This is a genomic window from Bradyrhizobium diazoefficiens (assembly GCF_016616885.1).
Taxonomy (GTDB): domain Bacteria; phylum Pseudomonadota; class Alphaproteobacteria; order Rhizobiales; family Xanthobacteraceae; genus Bradyrhizobium; species Bradyrhizobium diazoefficiens_F.
This window is the reverse complement of sequence record NZ_CP067102.1, coordinates 3,271,154-3,296,670: the sequence shown is the minus strand read 5'-3', so window position 1 is coordinate 3,296,670 and position 25,517 is coordinate 3,271,154. Positions and strand designations below refer to the sequence as shown.

Genomic DNA, 25,517 nt, shown 5'->3' with positions numbered 1-25,517 from the left:
CGGTGACGGGAATCGGACTGGCCAGAGGGCCAATTCGCCTGGAGACATAGCCATTTGACGGGGATTTTACCAGTGCTAGCCTTGCCAAACCGCCTTGTGCACAGGCCATAGCCACGGCGTCCGGCCGCGCGATTTACCCCGGGATTGAAGCCATGAATGTCCCGTCGCTGCCCGCATTCCCCTCTGAACCGGTGTCCACCGAGGGCGTCGTTGCTGCCGGTGCCTATGTCGACGGCCGGCGCGTCGCCAATATCGCCGTCAGCGAAGCCTCGAGCTGGCGGGCCAAGCCCGGCCATGTGGTGTGGATAGGCCTTCACGAGCCCGACATGGCGCTGCTCGGCGCCGTGCAGAAGCAGTTCGACCTGCACGACCTCGCCATCGAGGACGCCAACAACGCCCATCAGCGGCCGAAGATCGAGCAATATGGCGAGGCCCTGTTCATCGTGGCGCGGACCTCGCAGCTGATCGAGGGCCGGATTGCCTTCGGCGAGACGCACATCTTCATCGGCGAAGGCTATCTGGTCTCGGTGCGCCACGGCGCTTCGACGTCCTACACGCCGGTCCGCGAACGCTGCGAAAGCTGCCCCCGGGCGCTGGCGCGCGGCGAGGACTACATCCTCTATGCCATCCTCGATTTCATCGTCGACAACTACTCACCCGTGCTGGAAACGATCCACGAGGAGGTCGAACAGATCGAGGACGACGTGCTCGCCAATCCGATGACGCGGGAGCAGATCGAACGGCTCTATATGCTTCGCCGCGATCTGCTGCGGCTACGCAACGCGATCGGGCCGCTGGTGGAAGTCTGCCGCCGGCTCGAGCACGACAATTTGCCGATGGTGCGCGCGACCATGCAGCCGCTGTTTCGCGACGTCACCGATCATGTGCGCAACATTCAGGAACGCATCGATTCGATGCGCGAGGTGCTGGCGTTTGCGTTCGAGGCGAGCCTTCTGGTCGGCCAGGCCCAGGAGACCGCGGTCTCCAAGAAGCTGGCCTCATGGCTTGCCATCATCGCCGTGCCGACCGCCGTTGCCGGCATCTACGGGATGAATTTCAAATACATCCCCGAGCTGCAATGGGAGTACAGCTACTTCGTCGTGATGGGAATGATGGCGCTCACCTGCGCCGGCCTGTACTGGCGCTTCCGCCGCGTGGGGTGGCTGTGAGGGCGCGGCGAACGCGCGTCGCGCGGTCGCCCCTAGCTTAGGACCTCGACCCGATAATTCTCGATCACGGTATTCGCCAGCAGCTTGTCGGCGGCGTCCTTCAGCGCGGCTTCGGCCTTGGCCTTGTCGGCGCCGGCGAGCTCGATGTCGAACACCTTGCCCTGACGAACGCTGGCGACGCCGTCGACGCCGAGCGACTTCAGCGCACCCTCGATCGCCTTGCCTTGCGGATCGAGGATGCCCGTTTTCAACGTAACGGTAACACGTGCCTTCACGTCACAATCCTCTTCAGCTCTTCACCAGCACCGGACCGGTGCCCTGCGGGCGCTCGTTCTCCATGAGGATGCCGAGACGCTTGGCGACTTCGGTATAGGCCTCGAGCAGGCCACCGAGATCCCTGCGGAAACGATCCTTGTCGAGCTTCTCGTTCGACTTGATGTCCCACAGACGGCAGCTATCCGGCGAGATCTCGTCGGCGACGATGATGCGCATCATCTCGTTTTCGAACAGCCGCCCGCACTCCATCTTGAAGTCGACGAGGCGGATGCCGATGCCGAGGAAGAGGCCGGTGAGGAAATCGTTGACACGGATGGCGAGCGCCATGATGTCGTCGATCTCCTGCGGCGTGGCCCAGCCGAAGGCGGTGATGTGCTCTTCCGACACCATGGGGTCGTTGAGCTGGTCGTTCTTGTAATAGAATTCGATGATCGAACGGGGCAGCTGGGTGCCCTCCTCGATGCCGAGGCGCTGCGACAGCGAGCCGGCGGCGACGTTCCGCACCACCACCTCGAGCGGCACGATCTCGACCTCGCGAATCAACTGCTCGCGCATGTTGAGGCGGCGGATGAAGTGGGTCGGCACCCCGATGTCGTTGAGGTGCTGAAACAGGTACTCCGAGATCCGGTTGTTGAGGACACCCTTGCCCTCGATCACCTGATGCTTCTTCGCATTGAACGCGGTGGCGTCATCCTTGAAGTGCTGGATCAGGGTACCGGGCTCCGGACCTTCGTAAAGAACCTTTGCCTTGCCTTCATAAATGCGACGCCGACGGCTCATTGGGATGTACCGTGTTTTGTTGAAATCCATGTATTTGGTGTGCTCCGGTTACCAGGTTACGACCCACAGCGGAGCTGCCGTGAACGACCCGGAACCCATCTGAAACCGAAGGAAAATTCTAAGGAAAATTCCAAGGAAACAGAACGGGAACCAAGCCTTTAGGCAACCTATCCGATTGGCTGTCCCAGCACAATCGATCCGGCCCATCCGACGCTGACTTATACCGCCTTGCCTGCGGCTTTGCGGCTCGTTGTTTCGCCGACTGTGCCCCCTATCTAGGCATGCGCCGGCGTCCTCGCAACGAGGGTCGCCACGTCCAGCCAGCAGGGAAACGGAAGACGCATGAGCGAAATCAACAAGCGCGAGGAAGGCTTTGAGAAGAAGTTCGCCCTCGACGAGGAGCAGAAATTCAGGGCCGAGGCCCGCCGTAACCGGTTGCTGGGGCTGTGGGCGGCCGAAAAGCTCGGAATATCAGGCGAAGCCGCCGCCGCCTATGCCAAGGAGGTCGTCGCGGCCGATTTCGAGGAGGCCGGCGATGGCGAGGTCCTGCGCAAGATCATGGCCGATTTCGCCGCCAGGAACGTCGCCGTCACCGAACAGGCGATTCGCGGCAAGATGAGCGAGCTGATCGCCGTCGCGGCCGCCGAGGTGAAGGCCGGGAAGTAAGCTTAACAACGAGCGGCGGATGGCCAATGGGAGGCCCCCGCCGCTCGGCCTCTCGGGCTTGCAGCCGGCCCCTGGCAATGCCAAATGGGCGGCATGTCCCAGGATCGCACCCAAGATCGCACCCAAGATCACATTTCCAACGTTCTCGCCCAACGCTATGCCTCGCCCGCCATGCGCGCCATCTGGAGTGGCGAGGGCAAGGTTCGTCTCGAACGCGACTACTGGATCGCCGTGCTGAAAGGCCAGCGCGATCTCGGCATTCCCGTGCCCGATGGCGTGATCGAGGCTTACGAACGCGTGAAGGACCAGGTCGACCTGGACTCCATCATGCGACGCGAGCGCATCACCCGCCACGACGTCAAGGCGCGGATCGAGGAGTTTTGCGATCTGGCCGGTCATGAGCACCTGCACAAGGGCATGACCAGCCGCGACCTCACCGAGAACGTGGAGCAGTTGCAGGTCTACCGCGGGCTCCAGCTCGTCGAGACCAAGAGCATCGCCGCGCTCATTCGCTTTGCCAGGCATGCAAAGCAATTGCGCGACATGCCGTTCACCGCGCGCACGCACAACGTCGCCGCGCAGGTCACGACGCTCGGCAAGCGCATCGCCATGTTCGGCGAGGAGATGCTGGTGTCGCATCAGAGCCTGGTCAACGTGCTCGACACCTATCCCGCGCGCGGCCTGAAGGGCGCGGTCGGCACCCGGCTCGATCAGATCACTTTGTTCAACGGCGATGCCGGCAAGGCCCGCGCGCTCGAGCAGCGCATTCTCGTCCACCTCGGCCTGCCCAGGAGTTTCGATGCGGTCGGCCAGGTCTATCCGCGCAGCCTCGACTTCCGCGCGGTCAGCGTGCTGACCGAGCTCGCCAGCGGTCCCGGCAATTTCGCCAAGACGTTACGTCTGATGGCGGGCCACGAGCTCGCCAGCGAGGGTTTTGCCAAGGGCCAGGTCGGCTCGTCGGCGATGCCGCACAAGATGAACAGCCGCTCCTGCGAGCGCATCAACGGCCTGCATGTCGTGCTGAAGGGCTATCTCGCCATGGCCGCCGGCCTTGCCGGCGATCAGTGGAACGAAGGCGACGTCTCCTGCTCGGTCGTCCGCCGCGTCATGCTGCCCGATGCCTTCCTCGCCATGGACGGCCTGCTCGAAACCCTGCTGTCCGTGCTCGACCAGATGGAAGTGTTCGACGCCGTCGTCGCGACAGAGCTCAACCGCTATCTGCCCTTCCTGCTAACCACCACGGTGATGATGGAAGCGGTGAAGAAGGGCGCCGGCCGCGAAGGCGCGCATGAGGCGATCAAGGAGCACGCGGTCGCCGCCATCCGCGACCTGCGCACCGGCAAGATCGTGCAGAACGACTTACTCCAGCGCCTCGCCGCCGATCAGCGACTCGGCCTAAGCGAAGCCGAGCTGCAGCGCGTGCTCGATCACGGTCGCGCCAATTCCGGCGATGCCGGCGCCCAGGTCGACTATTTCGCCGAGCAGGTTGACGCGCTGGCGAAAGCGAAGCCTGAAGCGGCCAGCTACATGCCGGGCGCGATTTTGTAAGCGAATGGTGAGTAGCGAGTAGCGAATGGAGAAGAAATTCCACTCGCTACTCGCCATTCGCTATTCGCCCTCTTTAAATCCATACTCCGGCACATTGCCGCTGGCGCCGTAATATTTGTACGGCAGGAATTTGCCTGACATCGTGATCTTGACGCGGTCACCCTTCGGGTTGGCGACACGCTCGATCGCCATGTCGAAGTCGATCGCCGACATGATGCCGTCGCCGAACTCTTCTTCGATTAGCGCCTTCCAGGCCGGGCCATTCACCATCACCATCTCGTAGAAGCGGTAGATCAGCGGATCGGTCGGCGGCATCGGCGTGCCGGTACCGCGCATCGGCACCTCGTTGAGCATCGCGGTCTCGGTCTTCGACAGGCCGAACAGCTCGCCGGCATTGGCCGCCTGCGGCTTGGTCAGCTTCATCTGTCCCATGATCGCGCCAACGATCAGCACCTCGGAATAGCCGCCGATCTTCTCGCAGATATGTTTCCAGCTCCAGCCCTTCTCGCGCTTGATGTCGAGCAGCTTCTCGGTGAGGTCTTCGCGTTTCATGTCAGGGTCTCCTTTGGTTAGGCACGTGACGGGCCTGGAGGCACGAAACGTGCCAATAAATGAGGCTTAGGGCTTCAGAGTTTCCGTAAATCGCCTGATCGACTCCAGCACCGGCTGCTGATCGCCGGCAAAGAACCAGCGATCATGGCCGTCGAGCTCGACGAATTGCGCATCCCTGATCCGGCTCGCCACGTCGCGGCCGGCCGCGATACGCACGGCCTTGTCGTCGCGCCGGTGCAGCACCAAGGTCGGCACGGTGATTTGCGGCAGCAGGTGCCGCACATCGGCGTCGCGAAATGCTTCGAGCACGGCCGAGATGCCGCCGGGACTGGACGCCGCGCGCAACAGCCCCGCCCACCAGGCGCGCGCCTGCGGATCGCTCGCAAGGCTCGGCGCAAAAGCTTCGATCCCGACCGGGCCGCCCCATTGCGCGATGAGATGCTTGCTCCAGGCATCATACTGGCTGGCGCGCAGCGCGTGCGGATAGTCTTCCGCCCAGCAGCCCTTGGCCAACGCACCGAACAGAATGAGCCCGGCAACGCGGCTGGGGTCATCGACCGCGAATTTGACGCAGGCGGGCCCGCATTCGGAGGCGCCGAACAGCACGACGCGACGCGAGCCCGCAGCCCGCAGTACGGTGCCGATATCCTCCGCGGTGACATCGATGTCAGGCGCCGAGCCGACGCGGTCGGACAGCCCGATGCCGCGGCGATCGAAAACGATCAGGCGCCCGAGCTTCATCAATGACGCCAGAAATGTCCGGCTTGCGGGATGCTCCCAGGCGCGCTCCACATGCGAGACGAAGCCGGGCATGACCAGGATATCGAGCGATCCGCTGCCGTAGGTCTGATACGCCAGATGCACGCCAGCCCCCTTGACGTAGCGCGTCGTCGGAAGCGCATGCGGCGCGGTGGCGGGGCTCATTAGCGCTTCGGTCTCGGCTTCCGGCGCAACACCAAGCTCGTCGCGCAGCCGCTGCGCCAGCGCGGCGTGATGCCTCTCCGCGGCGCTGCGGTCGCCTGATAGCAGCAGGCTCCGGATCAGATGCCGGCCATAGACTTCGCTGAGCGGATCGAGCTCGACCAGACGCCCCGCATGCGCGGTCGCGGCAAAATGATCGCCGGCGGCATTCTTGTCCTGCACGAGCCGCTCCAGCGCATGCACGAGCCGCCCCCGCAACGCCTCGCGGCGAAAGAACGCCCAATCGTCGAATTCGGGGGAGTCCTCCGGCGAGAAACCGGCCAGGAAGTCGCCCCGATAAATCTGGCAGGCCTGTTCAAACGCGCCGTGGTCGCAGGCGCTCTCGAACAGATGCGAGTCGACCTTCAATTCGGTCTCCGACGACCATCGCACGCTGGTGCGGTCGGTCTCGAAGACCGGCTCGCCAAGCGCGAGTTCGATGCGATGAAGCAGGCGCCGCAATCGCGCCAGCCCAGTCTCGCGGTCGGCCTCGGGCCACAACTGCGTGGCGATCACGTCCCGCGCAACGGCGCCCTTGGCCTCGGCGAGATAGACGAGCAGCGCAAGCCCCTTGCGCAGGGCAAGCTTGATCGGGCGGCCGTCGGCTTGGACCTCCGGGAACCCGAACGTCCCGAGCGAGAAAGCCGTCATGGATATCCTTCCTTCCTCGCAGCAATCCCGGGGGACGCACAGGGGACGGTCGCGCGGTAGCCATCGGGTCAGATCGAGCCCCTTCGCCAGCGAGCGATTCAGGCTCCTGCATGCGGCACCGCTGTCACAGGCACAATAGGAAAAAACATGGTCTCGCGCGTCCTCATCCTGCTCTACGCCCTCGTGAGCTACGCCCTGTTCACGATCTCATTTCTCTATGCGCTCGGTTTCGTCGGCAATTATGTCGTGCCCAGGTCAATCGACAAGTCGATCGACATCGGCAGTCCTTCGAATTTGAGCGAAGCCATCGTCGTCAACCTGCTGCTGATGAGCCTGTTTGCCATCCAGCACAGCGTGATGGCGCGCCCCGCCTTCAAACGATGGTCGGCCAAATTCCTTTCCGCGGCCTGCCAGCGCAGCACTTACGTGCTGCTCTCCAGCCTGATCCTCCTCGTGCTGTTCTGGCAGTGGCGGCCGATCCCGACGCCGATCTGGCAGGCGAGCGGGCTTGCGGCCTGGTTGCTGACCGGCATGCACTGGCTCGGCTGGCTGATCGCGTTCGCCTCGACCCACATGATCGATCATTTCGATCTGTTCGGCTTGCGCCAGGCTGTCTTCGCGTGGCGCGGGGCCGAGATGCCCAGCCAATCTTTCCGGACACCCCTGTTCTACAAGATCGTGCGGCATCCGCTCATGCTCGGCTTCCTGCTCGCGTTCTGGGCCACGCCCGAGATGACCGCCGGCCATCTGCTGTTCGCGCTCGCCAACAGCGCCTACATCCTGGTCGCGCTGCAGTTCGAGGAGCGGGATCTGATCGCCAAGTTCGGCGCGACCTATCAGGACTATCGCCGGCGCGTTCCCATGCTTGTGCCGCGTCTGTTCGCTCGTCGTCCCACGGAAGATCGCAAGCCTGTCGGAGCGCCCCGATGAGAGCAGTGCAGTGCCATTCGTTCACAGGACCGCAGGATTTGCGGCTCGGTGAGATCGCCGAGCCGAAGCCGTCGAGTGACGAGATTCTCATCGACGTTCATGCGGCGTCGGTGAGCTTCATGGACCAGTTGCTGGTCTCGGGCCTCTACCAGATGCGGCCACCTCTGCCCTTCGTGCCCGGCACGGAAGCATCCGGTGTCGTCGTCGCAATCGGCGACAAGGTCACAAAATTCGCTCCCGGCGATCGCGTGGCGTGCAGCAGCTGGACCGGCGGCTACGCCGAACGAATGATTGCCAAGGAATCAAAGAGCGTGCGCCTGCCTGACGGCGTCGCGTTCGAAGCGGCAGCGACGGTGCTGCACAATTACGGCACCGCCTATTATGCGCTGGTCGAGCGGGCACGGGCGCGAGCTGATGAAACCGTGTTCATCACGGGCGCGGCCGGCGGGGTCGGGCTCGCCGCCGTCGACCTCGGCCGCCATCTGGGCCTGGACGTCATCGCAGGCGTCGGCTCCGACGACAAGGCCGCGCTGGTGCGCAGCTACGGCGCCAATGACGTCATCAATTATCGCAGCGAGGATCTGCGCGACCGCATCAAGTCGATCACGTCAGGACATGGCATCGACATCGGCTTCGACACTATCGGCGGCGCGATCCTCGAGCAGATGGCCCGGCTAATGAACTGGGGCGGCCGGCTGATGCCGATCGGCTTCACCAGTGGCGCTATTCCCTCGATCCCGATGAACCTGCCGCTTCTGAAGAACTATGCCATGATCGGCGTCTTCGCCGGCGCCTGGGCGGAGAAATTCTCCGCCGAGGCCGCGCGCATGAACGACACGCTGATGCAATTGCTGGCCGACGGAAACATCCGCCCGCACATCGATCGTGTCCTCCGTTTGGAGGAGGCCGCTGACGCCATGCGCGCCATCGCCAATCGCACGGTTCAGGGAAGAATTGTGCTCAAGATCCGATAGTGTGCGCGTGGCCTAGCAAGACAGGAAGGCAGTTTTGACCGAGATCATCATCGACAAGCGCTTTTGCGGCCCTCCGCACTCCGGCAACGGCGGCTATGTCTGCGGCCGGCTGGCCCAGCACATTCCTGGCGGGGCCGAGGTCACGCTGCGCGCGCCCCCTCCTCTGGACACGCCGCTCGCACCAATCGCGACGGACGACGGCACATGGGAGCTTCGCGATGGCGCCAAGGTCGTCGCCACCGGGCGCGCGGTGGGTGTCGAGCTTGCACGACTGGAGACCGCCAGCTTCGCGGAAGCATCCGCCGCCGAGCTGCTGACGCCGGTCAAGCCGTGAACCGGCCTGTTGCGAACAAGGCCGGGCGCTGCAGAGCGGGTGGGCGGGCATGCTGTTAGAGTTGAGGTCGCTGCGGCGGCAAGCGGTTGGATCAGCGTCCGCCGGTCTTTTCATCCTGATTGCATTCTTCCTGATTGCGACGGCCTCGGTGGCCCACGCGGATTGTACGCCGGCGTCCGCCAACGGCGTGACGGCGACCTGCACCGGCACCACCATCGACCAGGGCGGCGGCGCACCCGGCACCAGTGCCGGCACGGCCGGCTACGGCACCGGCACCGAAACCGGACTCACCGTCAATGTCAGCAGCGGCGGCAGCGTCACCGGCACCGGCAACGGTGGCATCTGGATCGCGGCCGGAACGGTCACCAACAACACCGGCGGTAGCATCAGCGGCGCGGACGGAATTCTTGCCGCCGCCGGCTCCGCCGACGTCACCAATTCCGGCAGCATCACCGGTACGAGCAACAACGGCATGACGCCACCACCGACGCGAAGGTGACCAACAATGCCGGCGCCAGCATCACCGGCGCCAATGCCGGAGTTGACGGTGGCTCAGTCAACATCACCAATTCCGGCAGCATCATCGGCACGGCCGTCTACGGTATCAGGTCAGGCACCAACGCGACGGTGATCAACAACGCCGGCGCCAGCATCAGGGGTGGCCAGTATGGAATTGCCGCCAACGCCGTTGCCGACGTCACCAATTCCGGCAGCATCACCGGCACGAGCACTTACGGCATCGCCGCCGGCACCGACGCGAAGGTGACCAACAACGCCGGCGCCAGCATCAGCGGCGGCGCGGACGGAATTGTCGCCAGCAGCGGCTTTGCCAACGTCACCAATTCCGGCAGCATTGCCGGTGCGAGTACCTACGGCATTTTCGCCAGCACTGACGCGACGGTGACCAACGCCGCCGGCGGCAGCATCGCGGGTGGACAGTACGGAATTTTTACCAGCGCCGGCTCCGTCGACGTCACCAATTCCGGCAGCATCACCACTCAGTCGTCTTCCGCCGTCAGCGCCGCCATCCGTGCCTTCAGCGACGCGACGGTGATCAATAATGCAGGTGGTGTCATCACCGGCGGGAGATTCGGAATTGTTGCCAACGGCTTTGCCGATGTCACCAACTCCGGCACCATCTCCGCCAGCGCTGCCGGCAACGGCTACGCTATTTCTGGTCAAACCGGTGTGGCAGTCACCAACAATGCCGGCGCCAGCATCTCGGGCCTGGGGTACGGGATTTTTAGCGGTGCCGGCGGCTCGTCGGTGTTCAACGCCGGCACCATCAGCGGCGGCACGAACGCGATCCGGTTTTCCGGCACCGGCAACACGCTGACGCTGGCGGCGGGCTCGGTCATCTCGGGCACCATGCTCGGCACCGGCAGCGATACCTTCCAGCTCGGCGGCAGCGCCGCTGCGACGTTCGACGTGTCGCAGCTCGGCGCCGCCGCGCAGTATCAGGGCTTCGGCACCTTCAACAAGATCGACAGTTCGGTGTGGACGCTAACCGGCACCAGCACCTATGCCGGCACGGTCAACGTCAATGGCGGCATTCTGGGCGTCAACGGCGATCTCACCTCGGCGTCGAGCCTCACGGTGAACGCGGGCGGCACGCTTGGCGGCAACGGCATTGTCGGCACCACGCTGGTCAATGGCGGCACGCTGGCGCCAGGCAATTCGATCGGCACGCTCACCGTGACCGGCAGCCTGACGCTGACCGCGGCCTCGACCTACCTGGTGCAGGTGTCGGGCAGCAGTGCCGACAAGACCATCGTCACCACCACCGCCAATCTCGCAGGGAAGGTGGTGGTGGCTCCGCTGACACGGGTGGCGGCGACCACGACCTTTACGATCCTGACCGCGGGCACCGTGAACGGCAGCTTCTCCGGCGCGGACTTCCTCGCCGCCAGCAATTTCGCCCGCAACGCCCGGCTGAGCTATGTCGGCAACGACGTACTGCTGACGCTCGATGCCGGCCTGCTGTCGCCGGCGGTGTCCGGCGGCAACATCAACCAGCGCAATGTCGCGACGGGAATCGACAACGCGCTGACCGCCGGCGGCGCCATGCCGGCCGGTTTCAACGCGCTGTTCGCGCTGTCGGGAAATCCGCTGCTCAATGCGCTGACCCAAGCCTCGGGCGAGACCCCTGTTGGCGCACAGCAGACCACGTTCGATGCCATGAACCTGTTCATGGGCGTGCTGACCGATCCGTTCGTCGCCGGGCGCGGCGATCCGCTTGCATCGCCCGGTGGTGCGACGGGTTATGCCGACAGCGACGCGCTGGCCTATGCCGCTGGCCGCAACCATACGGGTGCCGCGCGCGAGGCCTACGCCGCCATTTATCGCAAGGCGCCGCTGGCGCAGGTCTACGGGCCGCGCTGGAGCGTGTGGGCGGCCGGCTTCGGCGGCTCGCAGGCCACCGACGGCAATGCGACCCTCGGCTCCAACACCACCACCAGCCGCATCGCCGGCGCCACGGCCGGTGCGGATTACTGGTTCTCGCCCTATACCGTCGCGGGCTTCGCGCTCGCCGGCGGTGGCACCAGCTTCTCGGTGGCGAACGGCGGCACCGGCCGCTCCGATCTGTTCCAGGCCGGCGCCTTCGTCCGCCACAACAGCGGCCCCGCCTATGTCACCGCCGCGCTGGCCTATGGCTGGCAGGACGTGACCACCAATCGCACCGTCACCATCGCTGGCGTCGATCAGTTGCAGGCGCGCTTCAATGCCAACACCTGGTCCGGTCGCCTCGAAGGCGGCTACAGATACATCGCGCCGTGGACCGGCGGCGTTGGCCTGACGCCCTATGCCGCGGCGCAGTTCACCACCATCGACCTGCCGGCCTATGCGGAGCAGGTGCTCTCCGGCGCCAACACCTTTGCGCTGAGCTACGCATCGAAGAGCGTCACCGCCACGCGCTCCGAGCTTGGCCTGCGCGCCGACAAGTCGTTCGCGCTCACCGATGCGATCCTGGCCCTGCGCGGCCGCGCAGCGTGGGCGCACGACTTCAACGCCGACCGCGCCGTCGCCGCGACCTTCCAGGCGCTGCCGGGCGCGAGTTTCGTGGTCAATGGCGCGGCGCAGGCGCACGATGCGGCGCTCACCACAGCATCGGCGGAAGTGAAGCTCGCAAACGGCCTTTCGCTCGCAGCCACCTTCGAAGGCGAATTCTCCGACGTCACCCGCAGCTACGCCGGCAAGGGCACCATGCGCTACGCCTGGTGAGGGCGAGCGACGGAGCAGGCGCCGCAATGGACGAGCTCTGAGGAGTGGTTTCGACAGCACCTCAAGACAATTCAGCGCATCGGGGAGTAGTTAGTTGCGGGTCCGGGCTCAGGTCGATTGCGTAATCATCCCCTCGAGCCGCACCAACTCGGCCTCGATATCCCGCTCCACATCGGCGGCCCGGATCTCCAGCACCCGATAATCTCGCGCCTCCAGCCACGCCCGCCGCGAGGCGCGGTCAGCGGCGATCGTCTCGCCCTCGCCCGGATTGACCAGCTCGATCGCGATCCGGTGCTGGAAGGAGACGAAGTCCGGGATGTGGCGGCCGACTGGGGTCTGGCGCTTGAACCCACCTGCGAAGCGGCGATCACGGGTCAACGCCTGCCAGAGCAGGCGCTCGGCATCGGTCGGGTTGCGGCGGAGCAGGCGGGCGAGGCCGCGCACGGTCGAGCCACTGTCGGGGACGCCGCCGCCCTGCCCGTGCTCGGCCAAGAGCGCGCGCAGGCGCGTGGCCTGCTCGCCGTCGAGCACGCCGCCCTTGGCCGGGCCCTTGCGCCCTTCCGCGATCGCCATCACCACGCCGTGGAGGGTGTGCATGTCCTGCTTGGTCGGCTCCATCCGGCTGAAGATGTTGCGCAGGTTGACCAGCATGGTGTCGCGTTTCTCGGCCGGACGCAAAAATTCCACGCGATCGAGCTCGCGGATGAGGTTGTCGAAGAAGGCCTGCATCTGGTGCTGCGAGGCGCGCTCGGAGCGCTCGGGCATGGCGTGCGGCAACTCACCGGACGTCGCCCGCTTGAACCATTCGTAGCCGATCAGCAGCACGGCCTGCGCGAGGTTGAGCGAGGCGAAGCCCGGATTGACCGGGAAGGTGATGATGCGGTTGGAGAGCCCGACCTCCTCGTTGGTCAGGCCCCATCGCTCCCGCCCGAACAGGATGCCGGCCTTGCCTCCGGTCGCGACGTGCCCGGAGATTTCGGCCGCCGCAGCTTCCGGCCCCACCACCGGCTTGGCCTGGTCATGCGGGCGCGCGGTTGTCGCGAACAGCAGCTCGAGATCGGCAACCGCCTGTTCGACCGTGTCGAACAGTTCGACCTTTTCCAGAATGTGGTCGGCGCCGGCGGCGGCCCGCTGGGCCGCGATGTTGGGCCAGCCGTCGCGAGGGTTGACGATGCGCAAGCGGCTCAGGGCAAAGTTGCCCATGGCGCGCGCAGCCATGCCGATGTTCTCCCCGAGCTGCGGCTCGACCAGGATCACGATGGGACCGTCGAGGGCGTGCCCTGCCTTGGTCTTGTCGGTGCCGGACATCTCGTCTCGCTTTCACGCTGGTTCTCAAGGCCTTGTCAGGGCGCTCTCAGGAATTGATTCAAGGCCGCACTTGGGCTCGGTCTTGCCCCGGTCCCAGCCCGGCTGCCGGTCCGCCCGTCGTTTGCCTGTCCTGACAAAATTCTCAAGCGAAATAACGGGTTGGATTCGACTTTTGAATCTCGCCTGAAACTTTAACCCGCCCCACCGCGGGGTCCGCTCCCCGCCCCCCATCTGCGGAAGCTGGATGAGCTAAAAGTGCATAATCCCTTGGCTTTCGCCCGTCGCGCGGCGGTGCTAAGAGGCGCCGGATATTCACGTTGGCGCCGCCGGCGCCGTTCCCAAGAGGGCTTCTCCGATCATGGCAAAAATCAAGGTATCCAATCCCGTCGTCGAGCTCGATGGCGACGAGATGACCCGGATCATCTGGCAGTACATCAAGGACAAGCTGATCAACCCGTTCCTGGATGTCGAGCTGCAGTATTTCGACCTGGGCATGGAGCACCGCGACCACACCAACGATCAGGTGACCATCGACGCCGCCGAGGCGATCAAGAAGGTCGGCGTCGGCGTCAAGTGCGCCACCATCACCCCGGACGAAGCCCGGGTGAAGGAGTTCAACCTCAAGCAGATGTGGAAGTCGCCGAACGGCACCATCCGCAACATTCTCGGCGGCGTGATCTTCCGCGAGCCGATCATCTGCAAGAACGTGCCGCGCCTGGTTCCCGGCTGGACCAAGCCGATCATCATCGGCCGCCATGCCTATGGCGACCAGTACCGCGCCACCGACTTCAAGTTCCCGGGCAAGGGCACGCTGTCGATGAAGTTCGTCGGCGAGGACGGCACCGTCATCGAAAAGGAAGTGTTCAAGTCCCCCGACGCCGGCGTCGCGATGGGAATGTACAACCTCGATGATTCCATCATCGACTTCGCCCGCGCCTCGCTGAATTACGGCCTGCTGCGCGGCTACCCGGTCTATCTCTCGACCAAGAACACGATTCTGAAAGTCTATGACGGCCGTTTCAAGGACATCTTCCAGGACATCTACGACCGCGAGTTCAAGAAGGAATTCGAGGCCAAGGGCCTGACCTACGAGCACCGCCTGATCGACGACATGGTGGCGTCGGCGCTGAAATGGTCCGGCGGCTATGTCTGGGCCTGTAAGAACTACGACGGCGACGTCCAGTCCGACACGGTGGCGCAGGGCTACGGCTCGCTCGGCCTGATGACCTCGGTGCTGCTCACCCCCGACGGCAAGACGGTCGAAGCCGAAGCCGCCCACGGCACCGTGACCCGCCACTACCGCGAGCACCAGAAGGGCAAGGAGACCTCGACCAACTCGATCGCGTCGATCTTCGCCTGGACCCGTGGCCTGTCGCACCGCGCCAAGCTCGACAACAACGCCGAGCTCGCGAAGTTCGCGAACACGCTGGAGAAGGTCTGCGTCGACACCGTCGAGGAAGGCTACATGACCAAGGACCTCGCGCTGCTGGTCGGCGCCGACCAGCGCTGGCTGTCGACCACGGGCTTCCTCGACAAGGTCGCGGACAACCTCACGAAGGCGTTGGCGGCCTAAGCCGGCAACCGCAATTTCGCCCGACTGGGCCAGACATCATCACGGGCCGCGTCTCAACGCGGCCCGTTCGCTTTTATTGGAGCCCTTCGCGGAGACGCGACCATGTCGACCAGGTTTGCTGCCCCCTGCCTGCTGATGCTCGCCACCTTGGCCAGGCCGGCTTCTGCCGCGGAGACGCTGCCCGAGGCCATCGCCGCGCCTGGCGAGAGCGTCGTGCTGAGCGTCCACGCCGAGGGCGCGCAGCTCTATGAGTGCAAGGCCGGCACCGACGGCAAGCTCGCCTGGGCGTTTCGCGAACCGATCGCAACGCTGCTGTCCGAAGGCAAGACGATCGGCCGTCACTATGCCGGCCCGAACTGGGAGCACACCGACGGCAGCACCGTGACTGGCAAGGTCATCGGCAACGCGCCCGGCGCAACGGCTGCCGATATCCCCTGGCTGAAGCTGGACGTCACCTCCCACCGCGGCAGCGGCGTGCTGACGCCGGTCACCACGGTCCAGCGCATCAACACGCACGGCGGCAAGCTCGACGGCGCGTGCGACAAGGCCGGCGAGTTCAAGAGCGCGCCCTACTCGGCCGATTACATTTTCCTGAAGAAGGACTGATCGCTCAGCGGTCCGTGCCCTCGCGCTCGGCCTGCGCCAGTTCTGCCGAGGCGAGATCGCCGGTCTCTTCCAGCCGCGCTTTCGCGGTCTGGTGGACGTGGGCGGCGAGCGTCGGCATGCGCGCGATCAGGGCGTGAAAATCTTGGGCGTCGAGCACGAGCAGGCGCGTCCTGCGCGTCGCCGTCACGGTGCCGCTGCGCTTCGTCTTGTGCAGCAGCGCGATCTCGCCGAAGAAGGTGCCGTCGGTGAGCCGCACATGCTGGCTGGGCAGTGCGATCTCGACTTCACCTGCGGTGATGAAATACATCGACGAAGCCACATCGCCCCGCCGCACCAGGATCTCGCCCTGCTCGATGGTGCGCGCCCGCAACAGCCGCATGATGTCGGCGATCTCCGCAGCCGCGAGATGCGAGAACAGCGGCACCCGCGCCAACATCCCCCAGGTCACGACGAAGTCGCGCCGCTTCACCTCTTCGGCAAAGGCGGTGGAGATGATCGCGACCGGCAGCGCGATCATGGCGAAGCCTGAGATGATCGTGAACACGGAGATGATCTTTCCGAGCGCCGTCACCGGCACGACGTCGCCATAGCCGACGGTGCCGAGCGTCACGATCGCCCACCACATCGCGTCCGGAATGGTGCCGAGCTTGTTGGGCTGCACGTCGCGCTCGATGGCGTAGAGCAGCGAGGCAAACGTCAACACCGCGCCCGCGAGGATGACGAGGCAGCCGATCAGCGCGCGCCGCTCGGCATGCACGGCGGCGAGCAGCGAGCGCATCGCCGGCGAATAGCGTATCAGCTTGAAGAACGGCAGCACGCCGAGCGCGGCCAGCGTCGCGTGTCGTCCCGTGACCAGCACCACTGCGGCCGGCAGGAACGCCAGGAGGTCGATGATGCCGAGTGCTGAGAAGACATAGCCGAGCCGGTCGGCGAGCGGCGAGCCCTTGCGCGGCGTGTGGCCCGCCACCGTCCAGAGCCGCGCGGCATATTCCAGCGCGAACACGATCACGCAGAGGATGGCGACGGCCGAGAACAACACACCGAACTGGGCATCCAGCTCCGGCACCGAAGCGAGGATCATCGCGGCGACGTCGAGCACGATGACGCCAATGATGATCTGGATGAAGCGCGACCCGATCGAATAGGCCAGCGGATCGTGCTCCAGCAATTCGTAGAGGCGATCCCTTAGGTTGGGATCGCGAAGCCCAATTCCTCGCGGAACGAGGCGCATGGCGTTTTACGTGCCCGCCGCTTTTTGTTCGAGCATGGCTTTTTCGATCGCGGCAAGCGCTTCGGTCGCCTTGGCGCCATCGGGGCCGCCGGCCTGCGCCATATCGGGCCGGCCGCCGCCGCCCTTGCCGCCCAGCGTCTCGGAGGCAACGCGCACCAGATTCACGGCGTTGAAGCGCGCGGTGAGATCGGCGGTGACACCGACCACGACGCCGGCCTTGCCGTCCTCGGTCACGCCGATAATGGCGACCACGCCGGAGCCGATCTGCTTCTTGCCGTCGTCGGCAAGGCTCTTGAGATCCTTCATCTCGATGCCCTCGACCGCACGCGCCATCAGCTTGACGCCGCCCGCCTCGCGCACGCCGCTGGCCGCGCCATTGCTGCCGGCTGACGCACCGCCGCCCATTGCGAGCTTCTTGCGGGCGTCGGAGAGTTCGCGCTCGAGCTTCTTGCGCTCCTCCATCAGCGCGGTGATGCGCGCGGGGACGTCGTCGATCGACGTGCGCAGCTCGTTGGCCGCCGTCTTCGCCAGCGCCATGGTCTCGTTGGCGTGCTTGCGCGCATAATTGCCGGTTAGCGCCTCGATCCGGCGCACGCCAGAGGCGACCGCGCTCTCGCCCGTCAGCGTGATCAGGCCGATATCGCCGGTGCGCCGCACATGGGTGCCGCCGCAGAGCTCGACCGACCAGCCGAGTGCGTTGGCGCCGCGCTCGCGCGCGGTCCGGCCCATCGAAACGACGCGAACCTCGTCGCCATATTTCTCGCCGAACAGCGCACGAGCCCCGGCCTCGCGCGCTTCATCGACGCCCATGACGCGGGTGGTGACCTCGTCGTTCTCCAGCACCACGTCGTTGGCGATGTCCTCGACGCGGGCGAGCTCTTCCGCCGTGATCGGCTTCGGATGCACGAAGTCGAAGCGCAACCGATCTGGCGCGACCATCGAGCCGCGCTGGGCGATGTGGTCGCCGAGCACCTGGCGCAGCGCCTCGTGAATGAGATGCGTCGCCGAGTGATGCGCGCGGATCGACGAGCGCCTGCCGTGATCGACCTCGAGCTGCAGCGCGGTGCCGACCTTCAGCTCGCCGCTCTCCAGCGTGCCGACGTGAACGAAGAAATCGCCGAGCTTCTTCTGCGTGTCGGTGACGCGGAACTTGACGCCGCCCTCACCCGTCAGCACGCCGGTATCGCCGACCTGGCCGCCGGACTCCGCATAGAACGGCGTCTGGTTGAGCAGAAGCGCCCCGGTCTCGCCGGCCTTGAGGCTCGCGACTTCCTGGCCGTCCTTCACCAGCGCGGACACCACGCCTTCGGCGCTCTCGGTCTCGTAGCCCAGAAATTCGGTGGCTCCGAGCTTCTCGCGCAGCGGGAACCAGATCGCCTCGGAGGCCGCCTCGCCAGACCCCTTCCAGGACTCGCGCGCCTTCGCCTTCTGGCGCTCCATCGCGTCGGTGAAGGCGGACTGGTCGACGCCGATGCCGCGCGACTTCAGCGCGTCCTGGGTCAGGTCCAGCGGGAAGCCGTAGGTGTCGTACAGCGTGAAAGCGACGTCGCCGTCGAACATGTCGCCCTTCTTCAAGGACGCGCTCTTCTCGTCGAGGATGGCGAGGCCCCGCACCAGCGTCTTGCGGAAGCGGGTCTCTTCCAGCCGCAGCGTTTCCTCGATCAGATTCTCCGCGCGCATCAGGTCGGGATAGGCCTGGCCCATCTCGCGGACCAGCGCCCACACCAGGCGATGCATCAGCGGCTCTTTCGCGCCGAGCAGCTGCGCATGGCGCATCGCGCGGCGCATGATCCGGCGCAGCACATAGCCGCGGCCCTCGTTCGAAGGCAGCACGCCATCCGCAACCAGGAAGGCCGAGGAACGCAGATGGTCGGCGATGACGCGGAACGAGGCGACGGTCTGCGCGTTCGGCCCGCTGCCGAGCGCCGACGCGGTCGCGTCGATCAGGTGGCGGAACAGATCGGTCTCGAACACGCTGTCCACGCCCTGCATGATGCAGGCCATCCGCTCCAGCCCCATGCCGGTGTCGATCGAGGGACGCGGCAGATCCACGCGCTCCTCTTTCGTCACCTGCTCGTATTGCATGAAGACGAGATTCCAGAATTCGAGGAAGCGGTCGCCGTCCTCTTCCGGCGAGCCCGGAGGCCCGCCCCAGATGTGGTCGCCGCGATCGATGAAGATCTCCGAGCACGGGCCGCACGGCCCGGTGTCGCCCATCGCCCAGAAATTGTCCGAGGTCGGGATGCGGATGATGCGGTCGTCGGAGAAGCCCGCGATCTTCTTCCAGAGCCCGTGCGCCTCGTCGTCGGTGTGGTAGACGGTGACGAGCAGCTTGTCCTTGTTGAGCCCGAAGTCCTTCGTGATGAGCTTCCAGGCCAGCTCGATCGCGCGCTCCTTGAAGTAGTCGCCGAACGAGAAGTTGCCGAGCATCTCGAAGAAGGTGAGATGGCGCGCGGTGTAGCCGACGTTGTCGAGGTCGTTGTGCTTGCCACCGGCGCGCACGCATTTCTGCGACGTGGTGGCGCGCTGATAAGGCCGCTTCTCGACGCCGGTAAAAACGTTCTTGAACTGCACCATGCCGGCATTGGTGAACATCAACGTCGGATCGTTGCGCGGCACCAATGGCGAGGACGACACGATCTCGTGGCCGTTCTCGGCAAAGAAGTTCAGAAAGGTCGACCTGATCTCGTTGACGCCGCTCATGTTCATCCAATCGGGTGTGCTTGGACCCGGAAATACGCCATCCAAACCGGTGATTTGGGCTGATATCTGCGGGCCAAAGCGCTTTTAGACAAGGCCAGCTTCGCTGTCCAGAAACTGTGCAGAGAGATCAGTGGGTTGCCGCAGGCGCGTCCTCCCCCTTTGCAATCCCGTTGAAAGCCGCAAAGGGCGCGTTGACAGGCTTGGCCGGGCTGTGGTCTGTACCCATCTGTATCGTACGGCCACGTCGGGAGAGACCGGCTTCACTGCCGGCGCCGAAGGAGCAACCGCCCCGGAAACTCTCAGGCAAAAGGACCGCGTGGCTTTGACGACATCTGGAAAGAGGCGCCGACGGGCAAATACCTTTTAAGAGGGGTTGGCCCGGACTGCGTCCGCCGACGGGATAATACTCTCAGGCACAGCGACAGATGGGGCTTCGACTGGTTCGTCTCGGGGAATCATCCCCGGGGAACCGCCGAGGGCCCCTGTGATGCTTGCGCGCGACGACCAAGATTCCCTCCGACGTACCCCCCTTTACGACCTGCATGTGTCGCTTGGCGGCAAGATGGTGCCGTTCGCGGGCTATGACATGCCGGTGCAGTACCCTGCGGGCGTGCTGAAGGAGCACCTCCAGACCCGCACATCTGCCGGCTTGTTCGACGTCTCCCACATGGGCCAGATCGCGCTTCGGCCGAAATCCGGCAAGGTCGAGGACGCCGCCCGCGCGCTGGAGCGGCTGGTCCCGCAGGATATTCTGGCGATTGCACCGGGCCGTCAGCGCTACGCCCAGTTCACCAATACGGATGGCGGCATTCTCGACGATTTGATGGTCGCCAATTTCGGCGATTACCTGTTCTTGGTGGTCAACGCTGCCTGCAAGGCCGAGGACGAGGCGCATCTGCGCGCGAATCTGTCGGACATCTGCAGCATCGATTCGCTCGCCGATCGCGCGCTGATCGCCCTGCAGGGCCCGAAGGCCGAAGCCGCACTGGCGAAATTGTGTGCAGAGGCTCCCGCCATGAAGTTCATGGATGCCGGCCCGCGCGAGGTTGCGGGCCTCGCCTGCTTCGTCTCGCGCTCCGGCTACACCGGCGAGGACGGGTTTGAGATTTCGGTGCCCGCTGCGGACGCCGAACGGCTCGCGAAGACGCTGCTGGAAAACTCGGACGTGATGCCGATCGGCCTCGGCGCCCGCGACAGCCTGCGGCTCGAGGCCGGGCTCTGCCTCTACGGCCACGACATCGACACCGCGACCACGCCGGTCGAAGCTGCGCTGGAATGGTCGGTGCAGAAGAGCCGCCGCACTGGCGGCGCCCGCGCCGGCGGCTTTCCCGGCGCCGAGAAAATCCTCGCGCATTTCGATCACGGCGCGTCCCGCCGTCGCGTCGGCCTGCGCGCCGAGGGTCGTGCGCCGGTGCGCGAAGGCGCGCTGCTGTTTGCGGATAGCGCGGGCGGCGAGCCGATCGGAAAGGTCACCTCGGGTGGTTTCGGCCCGAGCCTGAATGCGCCGGTCGCGATGGGCTACGTCCCCACCACCCTGAGCGCGCTCGATACAAGACTCTTTGCGGAAGTGCGCGGGCAACGCCTGCCGCTCGCCGTCGCCGCCATGCCCTTCGTGAAAAACACCTACAAACGCTGAGGATCGAGAATGACCACGACGCTGTACACCACCGACCACGAATGGCTCGCGATCGACGGCGATGTCGCCACGGTCGGCATCACGGATTACGCGCAGTCGCAGCTCGGCGACGTCGTGTTCGTCGAACTGCCCAAGGTCGGCCGCGCCCTGAAGAAGGCCGAAGCCGCCGCCGTGGTGGAATCGGTGAAAGCCGCCTCCGACGTCTACGCGCCAATTTCCGGCGAAGTGCTCGCGACCAACCCCGAACTCGCCGCCGAGCCGGCGCTGATCAATTCGGACGCGCAGGGCAAGGCCTGGTTCTTCAAGATCAAGATTACCGACAAGAGCGAACTCGGCGGCCTCATGGATGAAGCCGCCTACAAGGCCCACACGGCTTAAGGACGATGGAGCAAGCGATGACCGCGCACCGTAAATCCAGCGGCGACACCGCCGCCAACTTCGCTCGCCGCCACATCGGCCCGTCGGCGCGCGATGTCACCGCAATGCTAGAGGCGGTCGGCGCCAAGAGCGTCGACGCACTGATGGCGGAAACGCTGCCGGCCTCGATCCGGCAGGCAGCCCCACTCGATCTCGGCAGGCCACTGAGCGAGACCGAGGCGATCGCGCATATGGCCGAACTAGCGCGCCAGAACCAGGTCTTCACCTCGCTGATCGGCCAGGGCTATTCCGGCACGATTTTGCCAGCGGTAATCCAGCGCAACATCTTGGAGAACCCGGCCTGGTACACGGCGTATACGCCCTACCAGCCCGAGATCAGCCAGGGCCGGCTGGAGGCGCTGTTCAACTTCCAGACCATGATCTGCGACCTCACCGGGCTCGACGTCGCCAACGCCTCGCTGCTCGATGAGGCGACTGCCGCAGCCGAAGCCATGGCGCTCGCCGAGCGGCACTCCAAGGTCGAAGCCAAAGCCTTCTTCGTCGACAAGGACGTGCATCCGCAGACGTTAGCTGTGATGCGCACCCGCGCCGAGCCGCTCGGCTGGTCGCTGGTCGTCGGCGATCCCCTCACCGATCTCGACAAGGCGGACGTGCTTGGTGCGCTGCTGCAATATCCTGGAACCTCGGGCGCGGTGCGCGATCTCAGGCCCGCGATCGCGGCGCTGAAGGCCAAGGGTGCGCTCGCGATCGTTGCCGCCGATCTGCTGGCACTGACATTGCTCGCCTCGCCCGGCGAGTTAGGTGCCGACATCGCGATCGGCTCCGCGCAACGCTTTGGCGTGCCGATGGGCTATGGCGGACCGCACGCGGCCTATATGGCGGTGCGCGACGCGCTGAAGCGCTCGCTGCCCGGCCGCATCGTCGGTCTCTCCGTGGATTCCCGCGGGATGCCTGCCTATCGCCTCGCGCTGCAGACCCGCGAGCAGCACATCCGTCGCGAGAAGGCGACGTCCAACATCTGCACCGCGCAGGTGCTGCTGGCCGTGATCGCCGCGATGTACGCGGTCTATCACGGCCCGGAGGGCCTTGCGCAGATCGCGCGCAATGTGCATCGCCGCACCGCCGTGCTCGCGGCCGGCTTGCGCAAGCTCGGCTTCACGCCGAGTAGCGAGGCCTTCTTCGACACGCTCAGCGTCGATGCCGGCGCCAAGCGCGCCGAGATTGTTGCGCGCGCCGCCGCCGAGACAATCAATCTCGGCGTTGGAGAAGCGGCGCTCCGCATCGCGCTCGACGAGACCACGACGCCTGCCACGGTCGAAGCCGTCTGGCGCGCGTTCGGCGGCCAGCTTTCCTACGCCGAGATCGACGCGACCACACGCGAAGCGCTGCCGGAGACGCTGAAGCGCGCGACCTCTTTCCTCACCCATCCCGTGTTCCACGCGCATCGCTCGGAGACCGAGATGCTGCGCTACATGCGCAAGCTCAGCGATCGCGACCTCGCACTCGACCGCGCCATGATCCCGCTGGGGTCCTGCACCATGAAGCTGAACGCGACCACCGAGATGATGCCGCTGACCTGGCCGGAATTCGCCTCCTTGCACCCCTTCGCTCCGCGCGAGCAGGCCGCCGGCTATCATGCGTTGTTTGCGCGGCTGGACAAATGGCTGTGCGACATCACCGGCTATGACGCGATCTCGCTGCAGCCGAACTCCGGTGCGCAAGGAGAATATGCCGGGCTGCTGGCCATCCGCGCCTATCATGCCGCGCGCGGAGAGACGCAGCGGAAAATCTGCCTGATCCCCTCCTCCGCCCATGGCACCAACCCGGCCTCGGCCGCGATGGTCGGCATGGACGTGGTGGTGGTTGCCTGCGAGGCCAACGGCGACGTCGACGTCAACGATCTCCGCGCCAAGGCGGAGAAGCACTCGAACGACCTCGCCGCGGTCATGATCACCTATCCCTCGACGCATGGCGTGTTCGAGGAGCACATTCGCGAGATCTGCGACATCGTGCATGGCCATGGCGGCCAGGTGTATCTGGATGGCGCCAACCTCAACGCGCAGGTCGGCCTGTCCCGGCCCGGCGATTACGGCGCTGATGTCAGCCATCTCAATCTGCACAAGACCTTCTGCATCCCGCATGGCGGCGGCGGCCCCGGCATGGGCCCGATCGGCGTCAAGGCGCATCTCGCCCCGTTTCTGCCCGGTCACCCTGCGACGCAGGCCGATGCCCCAGTCGGCCCGGTCTCGGCCGCGCCATTCGGCTCGGCCTCGATCCTCACCATCTCCTATATCTACATCCTGATGATGGGCGGCGAAGGATTGAAGCGCGCCACCGAGATCGCGATCCTCAACGCCAATTACGTCGCAGCCCGCCTCGATGCGCACTTCCCGGTGCTCTACAAGAACGCCAAGGGCCGCATCGCGCATGAGTGCATCGTCGATCCGCGTCCGCTGAAGACGACATCCGGCGTCACCGTCGACGACATCGCCAAGCGCCTGATCGATTACGGCTTCCATGCGCCGACCATGAGCTTCCCGGTGCCGGGCACGCTGATGATCGAGCCGACCGAATCGGAATCGAAGGCGGAGCTGGATCGCTTCTGCGACGCCATGATCGCGATCCGGAACGAAATCGCCGAGGTCGAGGCTGGCCGCTTCAAGGTCGAAGCGTCGCCGCTGCGCCACGCCCCGCACACCGTGCATGACATCGCCGATGACGACTGGAAGCGCGCCTATACCCGCACTGAAGGCTGCTTCCCTGCAGGCACCTCGCGCACCGACAAATACTGGTGCCCGGTGGGCCGTGTCGACAACGTCTATGGCGATCGCAACCTGGTGTGCTCGTGCCCGCCGGTGAGCGATTACGCGGAAGCCGCGGAGTAGTGGATTCGTAGGGTGGGCAAAGCGACTTGTCCGCCGTAGCTCGGAGAGCGAAGGCGGAAGCGTGCCCACCTCTTTCGTTCGCGTTGAAACTGGTGGGCACGGCGCTTGCGCGCCTTTGCCCACCTACGGGCGCGACTTAGGGTGCAACCAGCGAACGGGTCTGCGGATTCCAACGCCAAAGCCGTTCGTTGGTGAGAAGCGTACCACCCCACCAGCGCCGAATCGGGTTGTGGCGGCGGAAATCCTCCCGGCCTTCAAGGACCGCTCGGCCCAGTTCGGTCAGCGACAGCCGGCTCCGGCGAAAGGCTGCGTTGCGACCTCGTGCATTGTCCGGATCGAGTGTCGCCAGCTTGCCGTCCAGACCTGCAATGGCGGGCGCCGGGCCGAAAGCAAGTCCTTCGAGCAACGCACCCAACTCCCACGGATCGAACACGCGTGACCCGAGCGCGCCCGGCCGAAACAGCGCGTCGGTGCGATTGTGTCCACTCGCGATCAGTTCGAGAAGCCGCGCCTCGGTCGCCCCCAGTCCCGTCGCCGACGACGGCAGTTCTGCGAGCAGGTCCTCCATGGCCGGCTTCACGAAGGACAGCTTGCCGAGCGGCCTGTCGAGCAGCCCGGCGCAGAGCGCGGGCGTCGGCGCGCGGTAGGCCTCCCAGGCCATGCTGGCGATCTCAAAATCGCCTTCTGCGATATCGAACTCCCGCACGTCGCGATGACGAATCTCCGCGGGATCTGCTGCACGCAGTTCGAAATCGACAAATCGTAATCTCAGATTCGCTGGTATGGATGGCCGGGAACGCAGATAGTCGAGGATCCAGATCAACTGCAGCTGACTGTTTGGTTCAGGGTCGAACCAGAGCTCGATGAACTCGACGCCGTAAGTCTCGCAGAAGCAGAGTAATGCGCCTTCCCGATCCAGACGCTGGACATAGGGCAATTGGCGGACGCAATCAGACCAGATGATCTCTTCAAAAATTCTGTTCGCGCGTCCACCGAGATAGCGATTGAGGTGTTCGGCCGAGGGAAGTGGCCCCGACACGAAGCGAAAGATGAACGGGACGACCATGTCGGCGCGATCCGCATGAGCAAGACCAACGCCCGACGAACTGGTCAGGATCACGCGCCTCATGGCATC

20 protein-coding genes, 1 pseudogene and 1 riboswitch are annotated in these 25,517 nt (G+C 65.2%); of the genes and pseudogenes, 13 read left to right on the top strand and 8 right to left on the bottom strand.

Annotated elements, in window-relative coordinates; translation table 11 throughout:
- Positions 1-152: 152 nt before the first annotated feature.
- Entirely contained in the window at positions 153-1,169 is a 1,017-nt protein-coding gene (locus JJC00_RS15015; protein ID WP_200473314.1) for a magnesium and cobalt transport protein CorA, read from the top strand.
- A 32-nt stretch (positions 1,170-1,201) separates the two neighbouring features.
- On the opposite strand, the gene purS is transcribed toward JJC00_RS15015, so the two are convergent.
- Positions 1,202-1,444, bottom strand: a complete 243-nt coding sequence (purS, locus tag JJC00_RS15010; protein ID WP_200473313.1) for a phosphoribosylformylglycinamidine synthase subunit PurS — start codon at positions 1,442-1,444, stop codon at positions 1,202-1,204.
- Between the two features lie 13 nt (positions 1,445-1,457).
- Positions 1,458-2,225: a phosphoribosylaminoimidazolesuccinocarboxamide synthase gene (gene purC, locus JJC00_RS15005; protein ID WP_172782948.1), complete on the bottom strand. Its 768-nt coding sequence runs from the start codon at positions 2,223-2,225 to the stop codon at positions 1,458-1,460.
- 342 nt (positions 2,226-2,567) lie between these two features.
- Between purC and JJC00_RS15000 the strand changes: the two genes are divergently transcribed.
- Together JJC00_RS15000 and purB are read left to right on the top strand one after the other, a co-directional pair.
- On the top strand, positions 2,568-2,891 hold the full coding sequence (locus JJC00_RS15000) for a DUF1476 domain-containing protein (RefSeq protein ID WP_200473312.1): 324 nt from the start codon (positions 2,568-2,570) through the stop codon (positions 2,889-2,891).
- 84 nt (positions 2,892-2,975) lie between these two features.
- Positions 2,976-4,439, top strand: coding sequence for an adenylosuccinate lyase (gene purB / locus JJC00_RS14995; protein WP_246774217.1), 1,464 nt, complete (start codon positions 2,976-2,978; stop codon positions 4,437-4,439).
- Between the two features lie 60 nt (positions 4,440-4,499).
- On the opposite strand, the gene cynS is transcribed toward purB, so the two are convergent.
- Entirely contained in the window at positions 4,500-4,991 is a 492-nt protein-coding gene (gene cynS, locus JJC00_RS14990) for a cyanase (protein ID WP_200473311.1), read from the bottom strand.
- A 66-nt stretch (positions 4,992-5,057) separates the two neighbouring features.
- Complete coding sequence (locus JJC00_RS14985) at positions 5,058-6,602, bottom strand: alpha/beta fold hydrolase (protein WP_200473310.1); 1,545 nt, start codon at positions 6,600-6,602, stop codon at positions 5,058-5,060.
- Positions 6,603-6,749: 147 nt separating this feature from the next.
- Between JJC00_RS14985 and mddA the strand changes: the two genes are divergently transcribed.
- From mddA to JJC00_RS14960, 5 genes and pseudogenes are all read left to right on the top strand, one after another.
- The gene (gene mddA, locus JJC00_RS14980) at positions 6,750-7,532 is read left to right on the top strand and encodes a methanethiol S-methyltransferase (protein ID WP_200473309.1); all 783 of its coding nucleotides are present in this window, start codon (positions 6,750-6,752) and stop codon (positions 7,530-7,532) included.
- On the top strand, positions 7,529-8,506 hold the full coding sequence (locus JJC00_RS14975) for an NADPH:quinone oxidoreductase family protein (protein ID WP_200473308.1): 978 nt from the start codon (positions 7,529-7,531) through the stop codon (positions 8,504-8,506). Before mddA ends, JJC00_RS14975 begins: the two co-directional genes overlap by 4 nt.
- A gap of 34 nt (positions 8,507-8,540) precedes the next feature.
- A pseudogene (locus JJC00_RS14970) lies at positions 8,541-8,837 on the top strand (hypothetical protein); the annotation flags it as partial.
- 52 nt (positions 8,838-8,889) lie between these two features.
- Positions 8,890-9,339: a hypothetical protein gene (locus JJC00_RS14965; protein ID WP_200473307.1), complete on the top strand. Its 450-nt coding sequence runs from the start codon at positions 8,890-8,892 to the stop codon at positions 9,337-9,339.
- Positions 9,336-12,062: an autotransporter outer membrane beta-barrel domain-containing protein gene (locus JJC00_RS14960; RefSeq protein WP_200473306.1), complete on the top strand. Its 2,727-nt coding sequence runs from the start codon at positions 9,336-9,338 to the stop codon at positions 12,060-12,062. The genes JJC00_RS14965 and JJC00_RS14960 overlap by 4 nt, the downstream gene beginning before the upstream one ends.
- A 108-nt stretch (positions 12,063-12,170) precedes the next feature.
- Here JJC00_RS14960 and JJC00_RS14955 read toward each other — a convergent pair whose 3' ends face one another.
- Positions 12,171-13,370: a TrmJ/YjtD family RNA methyltransferase gene (locus JJC00_RS14955; RefSeq protein WP_200473305.1), complete on the bottom strand. Its 1,200-nt coding sequence runs from the start codon at positions 13,368-13,370 to the stop codon at positions 12,171-12,173.
- A gap of 358 nt (positions 13,371-13,728) precedes the next feature.
- On the opposite strand from JJC00_RS14955, the gene JJC00_RS14950 reads away from it, so the two are divergent.
- Both JJC00_RS14950 and JJC00_RS14945 read left to right on the top strand, forming a co-directional pair.
- Complete coding sequence (locus JJC00_RS14950; RefSeq protein ID WP_200473304.1) at positions 13,729-14,943, top strand: NADP-dependent isocitrate dehydrogenase; 1,215 nt, start codon at positions 13,729-13,731, stop codon at positions 14,941-14,943.
- A gap of 102 nt (positions 14,944-15,045) precedes the next feature.
- Positions 15,046-15,549 carry a DUF3455 domain-containing protein gene (locus JJC00_RS14945; protein ID WP_200473303.1) on the top strand — a complete coding sequence of 168 codons (504 nt, stop codon included), beginning with the start codon at positions 15,046-15,048 and terminating at the stop codon, positions 15,547-15,549.
- Between the two features lie 4 nt (positions 15,550-15,553).
- Here the strand turns inward: JJC00_RS14945 and JJC00_RS14940 are convergent, their stop codons facing one another.
- Both JJC00_RS14940 and alaS read right to left on the bottom strand, forming a co-directional pair.
- A complete protein-coding gene (locus JJC00_RS14940; protein WP_200473302.1) occupies positions 15,554-16,780 on the bottom strand; it encodes a cyclic nucleotide-gated ion channel in 1,227 nt (408 codons plus the stop codon).
- 6 nt (positions 16,781-16,786) lie between these two features.
- On the bottom strand, positions 16,787-19,483 hold the full coding sequence (gene alaS, locus JJC00_RS14935; protein WP_200473301.1) for an alanine--tRNA ligase: 2,697 nt from the start codon (positions 19,481-19,483) through the stop codon (positions 16,787-16,789).
- A gap of 235 nt (positions 19,484-19,718) precedes the next feature.
- A riboswitch (glycine riboswitch) is annotated at positions 19,719-19,807 on the top strand.
- A gap of 163 nt (positions 19,808-19,970) precedes the next feature.
- Between alaS and gcvT the strand changes: the two genes are divergently transcribed.
- Genes gcvT through gcvP form a run of 3 tightly spaced genes read left to right on the top strand, consistent with a single transcriptional unit; the run spans position 19,971 to position 24,382 of the window.
- The gene (gene gcvT / locus JJC00_RS14930; RefSeq protein WP_200473300.1) at positions 19,971-21,119 is read left to right on the top strand and encodes a glycine cleavage system aminomethyltransferase GcvT; all 1,149 of its coding nucleotides are present in this window, start codon (positions 19,971-19,973) and stop codon (positions 21,117-21,119) included.
- Between the two features lie 9 nt (positions 21,120-21,128).
- A complete protein-coding gene (gene gcvH / locus JJC00_RS14925) occupies positions 21,129-21,497 on the top strand; it encodes a glycine cleavage system protein GcvH (RefSeq protein WP_200473299.1) in 369 nt (122 codons plus the stop codon).
- 17 nt (positions 21,498-21,514) lie between these two features.
- On the top strand, positions 21,515-24,382 hold the full coding sequence (gcvP, locus tag JJC00_RS14920) for an aminomethyl-transferring glycine dehydrogenase (RefSeq protein WP_200473298.1): 2,868 nt from the start codon (positions 21,515-21,517) through the stop codon (positions 24,380-24,382).
- Positions 24,383-24,518: 136 nt separating this feature from the next.
- On the opposite strand, the gene JJC00_RS14915 is transcribed toward gcvP, so the two are convergent.
- Entirely contained in the window at positions 24,519-25,511 is a 993-nt protein-coding gene (locus JJC00_RS14915) for a hypothetical protein (RefSeq protein ID WP_200473297.1), read from the bottom strand.
- Positions 25,512-25,517: the final 6 nt, after the last annotated feature.